Source organism: Pseudomonas tritici, from assembly GCF_014268275.3.
GTDB lineage: Bacteria > Pseudomonadota > Gammaproteobacteria > Pseudomonadales > Pseudomonadaceae > Aquipseudomonas > Aquipseudomonas tritici.
Genome location: NZ_CP077084.1, coordinates 139256 through 152869, shown reverse-complemented (window position 1 = coordinate 152869; position 13614 = coordinate 139256). Strand labels below are relative to the sequence as shown.

Here is a 13614-nt window from a genome sequence, read left to right as displayed (position 1 = left end):
TCAGAACTCGTTTTGCAGGGCTTTGTAGCCGCGCACCAGATCGACATTGGTGCGTGCCACGTCTTCGGAGAACTCCGAGGCACTGACACTCACCGGCGGGAATTGCGACAGGTCGGTGGTGGGCCCGATGCGGGTGGTGGAGGGCACGTAGAACGCGGCGGGCAAGTCGCGCCCGTCGACCACCGAGTTATGGCGCACCACGCAGCCGTCGCCCACGGCGCAGTTGAACAGCACGCTGTTGAAACCGATGAACACGCGGTCGCCAACGCTGCACGGGCCGTGGACGATGGAACGGTGGGCGATGGAAGTAAATTCTCCGATGGTCACCGCCGCGCCGGACTTGGAATGGATGACCACGCCGTCCTGGATGTTGGAGTTGGCACTGATGGTGATCGGGTCCATGGCGCCGCTGGCGTCGACTTCGTCGGCACGGATCACGGCGTAGGGGCCGACGAAGACGTTCTCGCCAATGATGACTTTGCCGCAGATGATCGCGGTCTTGTCGACATAGGCGGATTCGGCAATCACGGGCAGATCGCCCGACGGGTTCTTGCGGATCATGGCTTGCCCAACGCGGCGCACAGGGTGTTGAGGTTGTATTCGAACAGTCCTGTGAAGGTGCTGGCCGGGCCTTCCGCGGCGAGGGCGTCGGAGTACAACGTGCCGCCGATCTGCGCGCCGCTTTCATCAGCGATCTGCTTGAGCAGGCGCGAATCCTTGATGTTTTCCATGAACACGGCTTTGACGTTGTCTTTGCGGATCTGCGTGATCAGCGCGGCCACTTCGGCAGCGGACGGCTCACGTTCGGTGGACAGGCCTTGGGGGGCGAGGAACTCGATACCGTAAGCCTGGCCCAGGTAACCGAAGGCGTCGTGTGAGGTGACGATGCGGCGGTTACCGGGTGGCAGCGCGCCGAACTTGGTCTTGGCCTCGGCGAGCAGGCGGTAGATTTCTTTTAGGTAGGTTTGGCTGTTGCGCTGATAGTCGGCCTTGTTGGCGGGGTCGGCAGCGATCAGCGCCTTGGTGATGTTGTTCACGTAGATTTCGGCATTGGCCAGGTTATGCCAGGCGTGTGGGTCGGGAATGGTTTCGCCGTCTTCATCCATGGTGTGAGAGATCACGCCTTTGCTGGCAGTGACTACGGTGGCTTTGGTTTCGGTGCTCGTCACCAGGCGGTCCAGCCAAGGCTCGAAGCCGAGGCCGTTCTTGATGATGACTCTGGCCGTGAGCAGCGCTTTAGCATCGTCCGGCGTTGGCTCATAGGTATGGGCGTCGGCGTCGGGGCCGACCATGTTGCTGATCTGGATGTGATCGCCACCGATCTGGTGAGTGATGTCATCGAGGATGCTGAAGCTGGTAACCACCTGAAGCTTGTCTGCGGCCTGAGCCGTCGATAACGACAAGACGAGACTGAACAGCACGAATAGAGCGCGCATCGGGAAACACCTCATTGGGATGACAGCAAAGGCGGGCGGCGCAGCAAGCCGTGCACCGGACCGAAAACCACGGACAGCAGATACCCGGCACCCGCCACCAGCACGATGGCCGGGCCGCTGGGCAACGAGTAGTAGAACGACAGCAACAAACCCAGCCACACCGACACGCATCCCAGTACTGCCGATACTGCGATCAGCACGGGCAGGCGCCGGCTCCAGAAACGTGAAGCGATGGCCGGCAACATCATCAGGCCCACCACCATCAAGGCGCCGATGGCCTGGAAGCCGATCACCAGGTTCAGCACCACCAGGGTCAGGAACAGCCCGTGAGCCAGGGGGCCGAGGCGACTGATGGTTTGCAGGAACAGCGGGTCGAGGGTGTCCAGCAGCAGCGGCTTGTAGATCACAGCCATGACGCTCACGCTGAAACCTGTGACCCAGAGCATGCCAGTGAGGGTGGTTTGGTCCACGGCCAAGGCGGAGCCGAACAGCAGGTGCAGCAGGTCCAGGCGCTTGCCGGCGATGCCGAGGATCAGCACGCCGGCGGCGAGCGAGATGGGGTAGAGGGCGGCGAGGCTGGCGTCTTCGCGCAGGCCGGTGCGGCGGGTGATCCAAGCGGACAGTCCAGCCATGCTAAGGCCCGCGCCGAGGCCACCGATGGTCAAGGCGGGCAGGCTGAGGCCGGCAAACCAGAACCCAAGCGCGGCGCCGGGCAGAATGCCGTGGGCGACGGCGTCACCGATCAGGCTCATGCGCCGCAGGATCAAAAACACGCCCAACGGTGCGGTGCTGCAGGCGAGCACCAGGCCGCCAATCAAGGCGCGACGCATGAACACGAAATCAACGAATGGCATCCACAGGTGGGCGGCGAAATGCATCAGGCCACCTGCATCTGAGGCTGCGGGCGGATCAGCTCTTTGCTCGGACCAAACACGCAGCCGGTGCTTTTGATGTGCACCACTTGCTGGGTGTGCTGGCGCACGGATGCAAGGTCATGGCAGACGACGATCAGCGTGCGGCCTTGCGCGTGCCAGGCGTGGATGTGTTTCCAGCACAGTGCCTGGCCTTCTTCGTCGAGGGCGGCGTGAGGCTCGTCGAGCAGCAACACGGGCGCTTCGGCCAGGCTCATACGGGCGAGCAGGGCGCGCTGCAATTCGCCACCGGACAAGGCCATCAGCGGGCGGTGCTCCAGGCCGCTGAGGCACCAGTCTTGCAATACCGCCTCTAGGCGCTGGCTGCGTTGTTGTGGGGAGAGTTGAGTGCCCCAGAAACCGGCGGCGACCAATTCTTGAAGGCTGATGGGGAACTGGCGGTCGAGCTGTTGCTGTTGGGGCAGGAACGACAGGCCGCCACGGCGTGGAACGTCCACGCTGACTTTGCCCGCCAGAGGTTTTTGCAGGCCGGCGATAACCTTGAGCAGGCTGCTTTTACCGGTGCCGTTGGCCCCGATGATGCCGGTCAGGCTGCCTTTTTCCAGGGTGAGGTTTATGGCGGGCGTCAGTGGTTGGCCTGGGGCGCCCCAGCGCAAAGCGGTGCAGGTGATCATGCAGGGTTTCTCGTCCAGCGGCTTTCGGCCACGGCATCGTGCGCGTGCAGGCTTTCGGCGTGGATCACTTTCAGGTGGAAGGCTTTGACGGCATCCGAGCGTTTCAAGGCGAGGTTCAGGCGGCGGGCGGCGTCTTCGCAGAACATCAGGTTCTGCCCATTGGCCAGGGCGAAGGCTTGTTCGTCCGCACGTTTTACAGCGGTTTGTACGGCGGTGCCGAGGGCGGCTTCGACCTTATCGATCAACTCTGTAATAGGTAATTGCTCGCCTTGCAGCTGAACATGCAATTGCGCATTGCTGCGCTGGCTGTGGGGCGTGGCGACGATGCCGTTGGCGCTGCCGAGCCAGGTCAACACGTCGTCGTGCCGCAACGGAGTGTTGGCGAAATCTTCGAGAAACTGCTGCTGAATCAACTGCCTGGCGAGGGCAGCGGAGCACGGGCACGTCGAGGAATAAGTAACGTCAATTTTTAGTTCCACGTGGAACATCTGGTTTTCGAGACGCGCTTCGATGCTGATCGGGTAGCGCTTCCACCCAGCCAAGGGGCTGACTAGGGCGGCGCGTTTCAGCAGAAAATCGGTGTGGATACGCAGGTAGGCGTTCTTAGATAAACCTTCATGACTGTCGAGAAAACGCTGCAGTACATTACGCAGATGTGCAGGCGTAAGAGACTGCTGGTCGAGCATCTCCAGCGCCAGGTACAGGCGTGACATATGAATGCCACGGGCGTTGCCATCGTCCAGGCTCACGCCAGCGTCGGCGGTGGCCGTCAGGTGCTGGCCGTTGATCAGGATCGGCAACGCGATGCCGCACATGCCCACCCAATCGAGTGGCAAGGCTTGGCGTGAAGCCTGCGCGGCGATATCCGGCAGAGTCAGCGCATTCATGAGCAGGTCCATCGTTGGAAATAAAAAGACATGTTATATTATAACTATTGAGTCGACGATGATTTTTCTGCTCCAGCCTTTTTTCAGTCATGTCGAGTAGGGACGCTCCTTCATTTGCGGTATCCGTATGCACAGACGTCAGCTCCTGAACCTGCTCTTGGCCAGCCCTCTTTTCACGCTGCCGTTTGCGGCCCACGCCACGCAGATACGCAACGCCCGCTTGTGGCGCTCGGACGACAAGCTGCGGCTGGTGTTCGACCTCAGCGGCCCGGTGCAATACAAGACGTTTACCCTGAGCGCACCGGAGCGTGTGATCATCGACCTGAGCGGCGCCGGGCTCAGTGGTGATTTCACTCAGTTGGCGTTGAAGAACAGCGGGATCACCTCAATCCGCTCCGGGCATTTCGGCAAAGGCGATACGCGCATCGTGCTGGACCTGGCGGCGCCGATGCAGCTCAACAGCTTTCTATTGCCGCCCCAGGACGGCCAGGGTCATCGCCTGGTACTGGACCTGACCAGCGCCACCCAGGCGCCTCGACAAATCGCCGCCGAACCTGCGCCGTTAGTGGATAAGGCGCACCCCAAGCGCGACATCATCGTGGTGGTCGACCCCGGCCACGGTGGCAAGGACCCAGGCGCCGTCGGCTCCAAAGGCCAGCGCGAGAAAGACGTGGTGCTGTCCATTGCCCAGTTGTTGGCCAAACGCTTGAAGCGCGAAAAGGGCTTTGACGTGAAGCTGGTGCGCAACGACGACTTCTTCGTACCGCTGCGCAAGCGCGTGGAAATCGCCCACAAGCACAATGCCGATATGTTCATCTCAGTGCATGCGGATGCCGCGCCACGCATCACCGCATCGGGCGCTTCGGTGTATGCCTTGTCCGAGGGCGGCGCCACTTCAGCCACGGCGCGATTCATGGCGCAACGGGAGAACGGCGCCGATTTGCTCGGGGCTACCAGTCTGCTCAATCTGAAGGACAAGGACCCGATGCTGGCCGGGGTGATTCTGGACATGTCGATGAACGCCACCATCGCCTCCAGCTTGCAGCTGGGCAGTTCGATTTTGGGCAGCTTGGAAGGCATCACCAGCCTGCATCAGAAGCGCGTGGAACAAGCTGGGTTTGCGGTGCTCAAGTCACCGGACGTGCCGTCGATCCTGGTAGAGACCGGGTTTATTTCCAATGCAAGGGACAGCGCGCGCCTGGTTACCGCGCGCCATCAACAGGCGGTTGCGGATGGTCTGTTTGAAGGCCTGAAAAAGTATTTCCAGAAGAACCCACCGATGAACAGCTACATGGCGTGGGTGCAGGAGCAGAAGAACGGTCAGGTCTAACAGCCGGTCATGCGGCTGCAGGTGAATTTGGCGCTGGCGCCGCCCGAACTGGAAAACCGGTTGAGGGTGGTCCAGCCCACGCGCCGCGTGTAGCCGACCCATGCCTCACCGTCCGATGCCAACCCGGTAAAGAACGTCAGTTGCCCGTATCGGCTGTTGGTCTGTGCCCAATAGCGTTTGCCGATTACCTCGTACCCGCGCAAGTACGTGGTGCTGCCGACTGTCGCTACGCTGTAGGCGTTACCCAATGGGTCGACGCAGGCCAGCAGGTTGGCGCTGCGCGTGCAGTTGGCCAGCAGGCTCGGCGCTTGGGCGCAGGCAGTTCCTACCGCCACCAATAACAGGGCGCACACCAAGTATTTCATCGGGTTTCTCAAGGGTGGGAAAGTGTTCAAGCATTGCGCCCTTCGTCGTGGCAAGCAAGACAGGATTGGCTTATTTGTATTGTTATACTATAACATAAAAATACAGCCTGGCTTGACCGGGCGGCCTGATGAGAATGTCCTGATGCCCAATCGTCTCCCCGTTACTGTGTTGTCCGGCTTTCTCGGCGCCGGTAAAAGCACGCTGCTCAACTACGTCCTTCGCAACCGTGAGAACCTGCGGGTGGCGGTGATCGTTAACGACATGAGCGAAATCAACATCGACGGCAGCGAAGTCCAGCGCGACGTCACGCTCAACCGCGCCGAAGAAAAGCTGGTGGAAATGAGCAACGGCTGCATCTGCTGCACCTTGCGGGAAGACTTGCTGGAAGAAGTCGGAAAGCTCGCCAAGGAAGGTCGGTTCGATTACCTGCTAATCGAATCCACCGGCATCTCCGAACCGTTGCCCGTGGCCGAAACCTTCACTTTTCGTGATGAAAACGAACAAAGCCTGACCGACATCGCGCGCCTGGACACCATGGTTACCGTGGTCGACGGGATGAACTTCCTGCTCGACTATCAGGCCGCTGAAAGCCTGGCCTCACGCGGCGAAACCCTCGGTGAAGAAGACGAACGCTCCATCACCGACCTGCTGATCGAGCAGATCGAATTCGCCGACGTGATCCTCATCAGCAAGATCGACCTGATCAGCAGCCGCGAACGCGAAGAGTTGATAGCGATCCTCGAGCGTCTTAATGCCCAGGCGGAAATCATCCCGATGGTCATGGGCGAAGTGCCGCTGCACAAGATCCTCAACACCGGGCGTTTCGACTTTGAACGCGCCGCCCAAGCCCCGGGCTGGTTGCAGGAATTGCGCGGAGAACACGTGCCGGAAACCGAAGAGTACGGCATTGCTTCCACCGCTTACCGTGCGCGCCGCCCCTTTCATCCGCAGCGGTTTTTCGACTTTATCGACCGGCCCTGGGTTAACGGCAAACTGCTGCGCTCCAAGGGCTTTTTCTGGCTGGCCAGCAAGCACCAGGATGCAGGCAGTTGGTCCCAGGCCGGCGGCTTGATGCGCCATGGTTTTGCCGGCCGCTGGTGGCGCTTTGTGCCGAAAAGCCAGTGGCCGCAGGACGAAGAAAGCGTCGCGGCGATCATGGGTAACTGGCAACTGAGCACCGGCGATTGTCGCCAGGAACTGGTGTTTATCGGGCAGAACATTGATTTCGCCTTGATGCGCGTCGAGTTGGACGCCTGCCTGCTCAACGATGAAGAAATGGCCCTGGGCGTCGAAGGTTGGCGCCTGCTGGCCGATCCCTTTGGCCCTTGGTATGAAGAGGCAGCCGCCTGATGCTGGCCCCGGTGACTCCCCTGCGGCCCGTGATTCGCCAGGTCTTTGGTGAAACGCCGCTGGCGCTCTCTGACATTCTCGAAGACGGCGTGAACCTAGCGTTGTGGCAGCGCCAATTGCCGCTGCACATCGCTGAGTTCGGCGCCTTGCTGGTGGCGCTCAATGAGCCGCTGGCCGATTCCATGGTCATCGAGCTCAACAACGAAGACGCCCTGCCCAACTTGCAGGGCTTGGCGTCCAGTTGCCGCGATCTTGAAGGCTATGAAGGCTTTGTCGCCGATGTATCGTGGCTGGTCAGCGCGTTTGCCTGCTTACTGGGTGCCAAGCGCATTGGTGTGCGGCTGCGACTGTTGGACAAGGCCATGTGCCCGCGTTTTCACGTCGATCATGTGCCGGTGCGGCTGATCACCACCTATGCCGGCATCGGCAGCCAGTGGTTGCGCGAAGGCGTGATGGAGCGTCGCCAGCTGAGCCAACCGGACGCGGAGCCCAGCGAGCGTATCGAACAGATCCACTGCGGCGAAGTCGCCCTGCTCAAGGGCACCAAATGGCATGGCAACGAAGGCCACGGTTTGATTCACCGCTCGCCAGCCCTCAAAGCCGATGAACGCCGCTTGATCCTGACACTGGATTGGCTCGCATAACCGCGTAGGATCAACGCTCTACACGGTCCGAACGATGCCCCTCATGCTGCAGAACATTCCTACCCACGTGATTGCCGGGCCCCTGGGCGCCGGCAAGACCAGCCTCATCAAGCACCTGCTCGCCCAGCGTCCGGTACACGAGCGTTGGGCCGTGCTGATCAATGAGTTCGGGCAGATCGGCCTGGACGCCGCCTTGCTCACTCAGGATGACGACGGCATTGCCCTGGGCGAAGTCGCCGGAGGCTGTCTGTGCTGTGTGAATGGAGCCCCGTTTCAGGTAGGACTTGGTCGCTTGTTGCGCAAGGCCAAGCCTGATCGGCTGTTTATCGAACCGTCGGGCCTGGGCCATCCGGCGCAATTGCTCAAGCAACTGCGCGCAGCGCCGTGGCAGGAGGTGCTGGCCGTTCAGCCTTGCGTGATGGTGTTGGATGCGCAGGCCCTGGCGGCAGGCAAACCCTTACCAACAGCGCAACAGGAAGCGCTGGCCCATGCAGGACTGCTGGTATTGAACAAGGATGAAGCGCTGGACGCCGCACAGCGCCAGGCGATTGAGCAATTGTTACCGGAATGTCCGCTTTACTGGACGCGCCAGGCCCAGCTGCCTCTTGAGCAGTTGCCAGGCCTGCACGAACACGCGAGCCGCGCTGTGGATAACTTCGCAGTGCAAAAAGGCCTCGCGCAAATCCCGGCCATCTGGAGCGATCCCACGTTACCGATCTGCCTCAGCCAAGCCCAAGAGGGCGACTGGAGTGTTGGCTGGCGCTGGCACCCGAGCCAGCAATTCGATGCGCAGCGGCTGTATCAATGGCTCACACACCTTGAATGGCGTCGCGCCAAGCTGGTTATCCACAGCGCAGAAGGTTGGGTTTCCGCCAACGCTGTGGATAACAGCCCGCTCGCCTGGCAACCCAGTGAGTGGCGTCGTGATTCGCGGATCGAGTTGATTTTCAGCGAGCCACAAGACTTGGCCGCGTTGCAGGCTGCATTGGCGGCCTGCCGTCACTGACGGTTCTTGGTGCCGTGGTCTTGGCGCCACTGGCTCAATTCGATCACCTCGGCACTGGGCAGCGGCGTCTTGATCTCGAACGGGTAGGGTGCCAGTTCGATCTGTGCACTGTGGGCACCAAATTGGGTAATCGTCCCAGGATGGCGGGTTTCCCCGGTTACGGTGAATTCGAAATTGTAGATACGTGCCAGGCGCCGTCGACCGTTGGCATCCTTCACAAAACCGATGCGTTTGAGCGCCACCGCGCCGTCCAATAGTTCGATGTCGAGCTTGGCGCAATGCTGCTTGACCCGCTCCAGCGCCCGTTCGCGCAAGCCGTGGTTGTGCCACACCCAGGCGGCGCCGGTCGCCAGCAGCATCAACACGAAGATGTTTCCCAGGGTCAGCATGCGATGAACTCCAACAAAGTGAGAGCAGCTTAACTGTGTCGCCGGTCTGTCGTATAGGCCGTGTTTAGTCGCATACTGCGCGCCCAGAATTTCAACGGCTTGACGGAATCCCCTGCATGAAACGCACACCTCATCTGCTTGCGATCCAGTCTCATGTGGTCTTTGGCCACGCCGGAAACAGCGCCGCCGTGTTCCCCATGCAGCGGGTTGGGGTGAACGTCTGGCCATTGAACACAGTGCAGTTCTCTAACCATACGCAGTATGGCCAGTGGGCGGGCGAAGTGTTGGCGCCGCAGCAGATTCCGGCGCTGGTGGAAGGCATTGCCGCGATCGGCGAGCTGGGCAACTGCGACGCCGTGCTGTCCGGCTACCTCGGCAGCGCGGACCAGGGCCGGGCGATCCTCACCGGCGTGGCGCGCATCAAGGCCCTCAACCCCAAAGCCCTGTATTTGTGCGACCCGGTGATGGGCCATCCGGAGAAAGGCTGCATCGTGCCCCAGGAAGTCAGCGATTTCCTGCTGGACGAAGCCGCGGCCATGGCTGACTTCCTGTGCCCCAACCAGTTGGAGCTGGACAGCTTTGCCGGGCGCAAGCCGCAATCGTTGTTCGATTGCCTGGCCATGGCCAAAGCGTTGCTGGCGCGCGGGCCGAAGGCAGTATTGGTCAAGCATTTGGATTACCCCGGTAAGCTGCCGGATGGTTTCGAGATGCTGCTGGTGACCGCCGAAGGCAGCTGGCACCTGCGCCGACCGCTGCTGGCGTTTCCGCGTCAGCCAGTGGGCGTTGGCGATTTGACCTCGGGGCTGTTCCTGGCGCGCGTGTTGTTGGGCGATAGCCTGCTGGCCGCCTTTGAGTTCACCGCCGCAGCGGTGCATGAAGTGCTGCTGGAGACCCAGGCTTGCGCCAGTTACGAGCTGGAGCTGGTGCGCGCCCAGGATCGCATCGCCCATCCTCGGGTGCGTTTTGAAGCCACCGCCATCGGCCTGTAGGAACATTCCTGATTGAGCCAGGCAAAGGGCGTCCGGTACTATCAGGCGCCTCTTTGTCCCCTGTGCTTTTCAAGGAAGAACCATGTCGCATTTCCTACGGGCTTTTTCCGCGCTAAGCCTGGTTTCGCTGCTCAGCGCTTGCAGCATCAACGGTAGCTACCCGGACGCCACCGAACCCGATGCCGCCAAGTTGCGATTCGTCTCCAATACCCAAAATTCCACGCTCGACTTCTTCGACGCGCAGCACTGCGCAGGCCGCACCACCGGCATGCTCAACAACTCCCTGATGACCGACACCAAGCGTCGGGTTGGCATGATCGTGCCGCCGCCGGAAAAAGCCCGTGGCCTGCTGGAAGTGAAGCTGGCGCCTGGCAAGCCGCTATTCATGCGCATCAACACCAATGGCGGCGGCTATGTGTGTGCCAAGGCGATCAGCTTCACACCGGAAGCGGGCAAGGAATATGAAGTGACGTTCGACGTGGCGGGGGGCAGTTGCATCACGACCTTCCAACGCCTGCAACGCTTCAACGGTAAAGACGAGCGCATTCCGCAGCCGATGATCGAAACCCCGCTGCAAGCGTGCGCCGGCAGCACGCCGATGTTCCCCAAGCAGATTCCGGAAACGCCCAAGCGCGCTGCGCTGATCAACACCATCGTCGACACCAACGTGCAGTTGTTCAAGATGATGAACCCGGACACACCCGTCGAGCCGCCGTCGACACCCACGTCGCTTGAAGCGCAGATTGCCAAGCGTAAGGCGGCAATGGGCTCGTTCACGTTGCCAGAAGCCTACTGGACTCAATATCGGCAGAATTTCACACTGCTGAATGAAGAGGCGGCGGCGCAAGAGGCGCGGACGATGGGCCTCTATGTAGAGGTTTTTCGCTATCGACTAAGCGTCACCGAGGACGCCGTGTTGGAGCAATGGCTGAACCCGACGGACAACGCTACGCGCGATCTTGTGGCGGCGAACGACAAGGTGATGACGGCCTATTACACCAACACTCGCAAGTCAGTGATGATTGAAGTGCTCAACCATCACCTGGCGCGCATGGGGCAGTTGGATCAGCGCTTTGATGTGTGCGCGCACTTCGACAAGTGCTGGCACTACTGATGCCTACAGCGCGTCTGCCTTGATTTCCTGGTAGCGCTTTTCCAGCTCCTGGCGGATCTGGCGGCGCTGCTGGGCTTGCACGAACCGGCGCTTGTCTTCGCTGTTATGCGGTTGCAGCGGCGGTACGGCGGCCGGTTTGCGCTGGTCGTCCACGGCCACCATGGTGAAGAAGCAGCTGTTGGTATGGCGCACCGAGCGCTCGCGGATGTTCTCGGTTACCACCTTGATGCCCACCTCCATCGAGGTGTTGCCGGTGTAGTTGACCGACGCGAGGAACGTCACCAGTTCACCGACATGGATCGGCTCGCGGAAAATCACCTGGTCTACCGACAGCGTGACGACATAGCGGCCGGCATAACGGCTCGCACAGGCGTAGGCGACTTCGTCGAGGTATTTGAGCAGGGTACCGCCGTGGACATTGCCTGAGAAGTTGGCCATGTCAGGGGTCATCAATACCGTCATCGACAGCTGGGCGTTTCCGGGTTCCATAGCACACTCACGGGTTGTAGGCATTGGTTGGGGGGCACCTCTGCGGGTGCTGGAATCTTTGCAGCGCCATCCCTAACGGGACGCCGGTGGGCGGCTTGCCGTCACGCTTCTACCGATCTGTTTCCATATATTGCACCGGCTTTCTGCCGGAAGTCGCGGTGTTAACCTTCAAAAGTCCATCTCAGGGCATTTCTTACGATTAAGGCCGACTTTTCCTTCCGCTCTCTGCGACCGTTCAACGGCGTGCGGAAGTGGGAAAAGCGCCAGTACCCTCAAGGAGCCCCTCGCCATGCACGCCATCAGCTTTATTCAGGATTTGGCCGTGATCATGCTGGTGGCAGGGGTTGTCACCATCCTGTTTCACCGCCTCAAACAGCCGGTGGTGCTGGGCTACATCGTCGCCGGCTTCATTATCGGCCCCCACACCCCGCCGTTCGGCCTGATCCACGACGAAGACACCATCAAGACCCTCGCTGAGCTGGGGGTGATCTTCCTGATGTTCTGCCTGGGCCTGGAGTTCAGCCTGCGCAAGCTGTTCAAGGTGGGCGCCACGGCGTTTATCGCGGCCTTCCTGGAGATCATCCTGATGATCTGGATCGGCTACGAAATCGGCCAGTGGTTCGACTGGAACACCATGGATTCGTTATTCCTGGGAGCCATCCTGGCGATTTCCTCCACCACCATCATCGTCAAGGCGCTCAATGACCTGAAGATGAAAAACCAGCGCTTCGCCCAGCTGATTTTTGGCGTGCTGATCGTGGAAGACATCCTCGGTATCGGCATCATTGCCTTGCTGTCGAGCATCGCCGTCAGCGGAACGGTCAGCTCCGGCGAGGTGTTTTCGACGGTCGGCAAGCTTTCGCTGTTCATGATCGTTGCGTTGGTCATCGGCATTTTGCTGGTCCCGCGTTTACTGGCCTACGTGGCCAAGTTCGACAGCAATGAAATGCTGCTGATCACCGTACTGGGCCTGTGTTTCGGGTTCTGCTTGCTGGTGGTCAAGCTGGAATACAGCATGGTGCTGGGCGCCTTCCTGATCGGCGCGATCATGGCCGAATCCCGGCAGTTGATTAAGATCGAGCGCTTGATCGAGCCGGTTCGCGACATGTTCAGCGCCATCTTCTTTGTGGCGATCGGCTTGATGATCGACCCGCAGATCCTGCTGCAATACGCCTGGCCGATTGCGGTGATCACCGTGGCCGTGGTGCTGGGCAAGATGTTGTCTTGCGGCCTGGGGGCGTTTATCGCCGGCAATGACGGCCGTACCTCACTGCGCGTAGGTATGGGGCTGTCACAGATTGGCGAGTTTTCCTTCATCATCGCGGCGTTGGGGATGACGTTGCAGGTGACAAGCGACTTCCTGTATCCCGTGGCGGTGGCAGTTTCGGCGATTACCACCTTGCTCACGCCGTACCTGATCCGTGGTGCTGACCCGCTGTCATTGAAGATCGCGGCGGTCATGCCCAAGCGCATGAGCCGGGTGTTCGGCATGTATGGCGAATGGCTGCGCAGCATTCAGCCACAGGGCGAGGGTGCGATGCTGGCGTCGATGATCCGCAAGATCATCCTGCAGGTGGGGGTGAACCTGGCGCTGGTGGTCGCGATCTTCTTTACCGGCAGTTTTTTTGCGGCGCGTATCGGCGGGTATCTGGAGGGTTGGATCAGTGATCCAAGCTGGCAGAAGGCGTTGATCTGGGGCGGGGCATTGTTGCTGTCGCTGCCCTTCCTGATTGCGGCGTACCGCAAGCTCAAGGCGCTGTCGATGCTGCTGGCGGAGATGAGCGTGAAGCCGGAAATGGCCGGGCGGCATACTCAGCGCGTGCGGCGGGTGATTGCGGAGCTGATCCCAATCCTCTCGCTGCTGGTGATTTTCCTGCTATTGGCAGCCTTGTCGGCCAGTATTCTGCCGACCAACAAGTTGCTGGTGCTGATCGCCGTGGTCACGGCAGCGGTGGCGGCCGTGCTCTGGCGATGGTTCATCCGCGTGCATACGCGGATGCAGGTCGCTTTGCTGGAGACGCTGGATAATCACAAAGATACGCCAGAGCACTGACCCGGCCTGGGTGTG

Annotated in this window: 15 protein-coding genes; 7 read left to right on the top strand and 8 right to left on the bottom strand. The window is 60.6% G+C overall.

All coding sequences use genetic code 11. The features are described 5' to 3' along the window. The 5 genes from HU722_RS00655 to folE2 are packed head-to-tail and all read right to left on the bottom strand — an operon-like array spanning position 1 to position 3869. Positions 1–561 carry a gamma carbonic anhydrase family protein gene (locus HU722_RS00655; protein ID WP_065891390.1) on the bottom strand — a complete coding sequence of 187 codons (561 nt, stop codon included), beginning with the start codon at positions 559–561 and terminating at the stop codon, positions 1–3. Next, positions 558–1436: a metal ABC transporter substrate-binding protein gene (locus tag HU722_RS00650; RefSeq protein WP_065875549.1), complete on the bottom strand. Its 879-nt coding sequence runs from the start codon at positions 1434–1436 to the stop codon at positions 558–560. Before HU722_RS00650 ends, HU722_RS00655 begins: the two co-directional genes overlap by 4 nt. A gap of 11 nt (positions 1437–1447) precedes the next feature. Beyond that, positions 1448–2314 carry a metal ABC transporter permease gene (locus HU722_RS00645; RefSeq protein ID WP_065880322.1) on the bottom strand — a complete coding sequence of 289 codons (867 nt, stop codon included), beginning with the start codon at positions 2312–2314 and terminating at the stop codon, positions 1448–1450. Beyond that, positions 2314–2982, bottom strand: coding sequence for a metal ABC transporter ATP-binding protein (locus tag HU722_RS00640; protein WP_049710851.1), 669 nt, complete (start codon positions 2980–2982; stop codon positions 2314–2316). The genes HU722_RS00645 and HU722_RS00640 overlap by 1 nt, the downstream gene beginning before the upstream one ends. Further along, positions 2979–3869 carry a GTP cyclohydrolase FolE2 gene (gene folE2 / locus HU722_RS00635; protein ID WP_065875546.1) on the bottom strand — a complete coding sequence of 297 codons (891 nt, stop codon included), beginning with the start codon at positions 3867–3869 and terminating at the stop codon, positions 2979–2981. Before folE2 ends, HU722_RS00640 begins: the two co-directional genes overlap by 4 nt. Before the next feature lie 127 nt (positions 3870–3996). On the opposite strand from folE2, the gene HU722_RS00630 reads away from it, so the two are divergent. Next, a complete protein-coding gene (locus HU722_RS00630) occupies positions 3997–5199 on the top strand; it encodes an N-acetylmuramoyl-L-alanine amidase (RefSeq protein ID WP_065875545.1) in 1203 nt (400 codons plus the stop codon). On the opposite strand, the gene HU722_RS00625 is transcribed toward HU722_RS00630, so the two are convergent. After that, positions 5196–5564, bottom strand: a complete 369-nt coding sequence (locus HU722_RS00625; protein ID WP_065875544.1) for a glutamine synthetase — start codon at positions 5562–5564, stop codon at positions 5196–5198. The genes HU722_RS00630 and HU722_RS00625 overlap by 4 nt on opposite strands. Before the next feature lie 142 nt (positions 5565–5706). Here HU722_RS00625 and zigA point away from each other — a divergent pair, with 142 nt between their 5' ends. The 3 genes from zigA to HU722_RS00610 are packed head-to-tail and all read left to right on the top strand — an operon-like array spanning position 5707 to position 8565. Beyond that, positions 5707–6915: a zinc metallochaperone GTPase ZigA gene (gene zigA / locus HU722_RS00620; RefSeq protein WP_065875543.1), complete on the top strand. Its 1209-nt coding sequence runs from the start codon at positions 5707–5709 to the stop codon at positions 6913–6915. After that, entirely contained in the window at positions 6915–7559 is a 645-nt protein-coding gene (locus HU722_RS00615; protein ID WP_065875542.1) for a DUF1826 domain-containing protein, read from the top strand. The genes zigA and HU722_RS00615 overlap by 1 nt, the downstream gene beginning before the upstream one ends. A gap of 43 nt (positions 7560–7602) precedes the next feature. Continuing rightward, on the top strand, positions 7603–8565 hold the full coding sequence (locus HU722_RS00610; RefSeq protein ID WP_186753150.1) for a CobW family GTP-binding protein: 963 nt from the start codon (positions 7603–7605) through the stop codon (positions 8563–8565). On the opposite strand, the gene HU722_RS00605 is transcribed toward HU722_RS00610, so the two are convergent. Continuing rightward, positions 8559–8954 carry a DUF3301 domain-containing protein gene (locus HU722_RS00605; RefSeq protein WP_015886608.1) on the bottom strand — a complete coding sequence of 132 codons (396 nt, stop codon included), beginning with the start codon at positions 8952–8954 and terminating at the stop codon, positions 8559–8561. The genes HU722_RS00610 and HU722_RS00605 overlap by 7 nt on opposite strands. Positions 8955–9070: 116 nt before the next feature. Between HU722_RS00605 and pdxY the strand changes: the two genes are divergently transcribed. Both pdxY and HU722_RS00595 read left to right on the top strand, forming a co-directional pair. Continuing rightward, entirely contained in the window at positions 9071–9943 is an 873-nt protein-coding gene (gene pdxY, locus HU722_RS00600) for a pyridoxal kinase PdxY (RefSeq protein ID WP_049710858.1), read from the top strand. An 82-nt stretch (positions 9944–10025) separates the two neighbouring features. Further along, on the top strand, positions 10026–11057 hold the full coding sequence (locus tag HU722_RS00595) for a hypothetical protein (protein ID WP_065880318.1): 1032 nt from the start codon (positions 10026–10028) through the stop codon (positions 11055–11057). Positions 11058–11060: 3 nt separating this feature from the next. Here the strand turns inward: HU722_RS00595 and HU722_RS00590 are convergent, their stop codons facing one another. Beyond that, positions 11061–11546: an acyl-CoA thioesterase gene (locus HU722_RS00590; protein ID WP_003177014.1), complete on the bottom strand. Its 486-nt coding sequence runs from the start codon at positions 11544–11546 to the stop codon at positions 11061–11063. A gap of 289 nt (positions 11547–11835) precedes the next feature. Here HU722_RS00590 and HU722_RS00585 point away from each other — a divergent pair, with 289 nt between their 5' ends. After that, the gene (locus HU722_RS00585) at positions 11836–13599 is read left to right on the top strand and encodes a cation:proton antiporter (protein WP_065875539.1); all 1764 of its coding nucleotides are present in this window, start codon (positions 11836–11838) and stop codon (positions 13597–13599) included. Positions 13600–13614 lie beyond the last annotated feature (15 nt).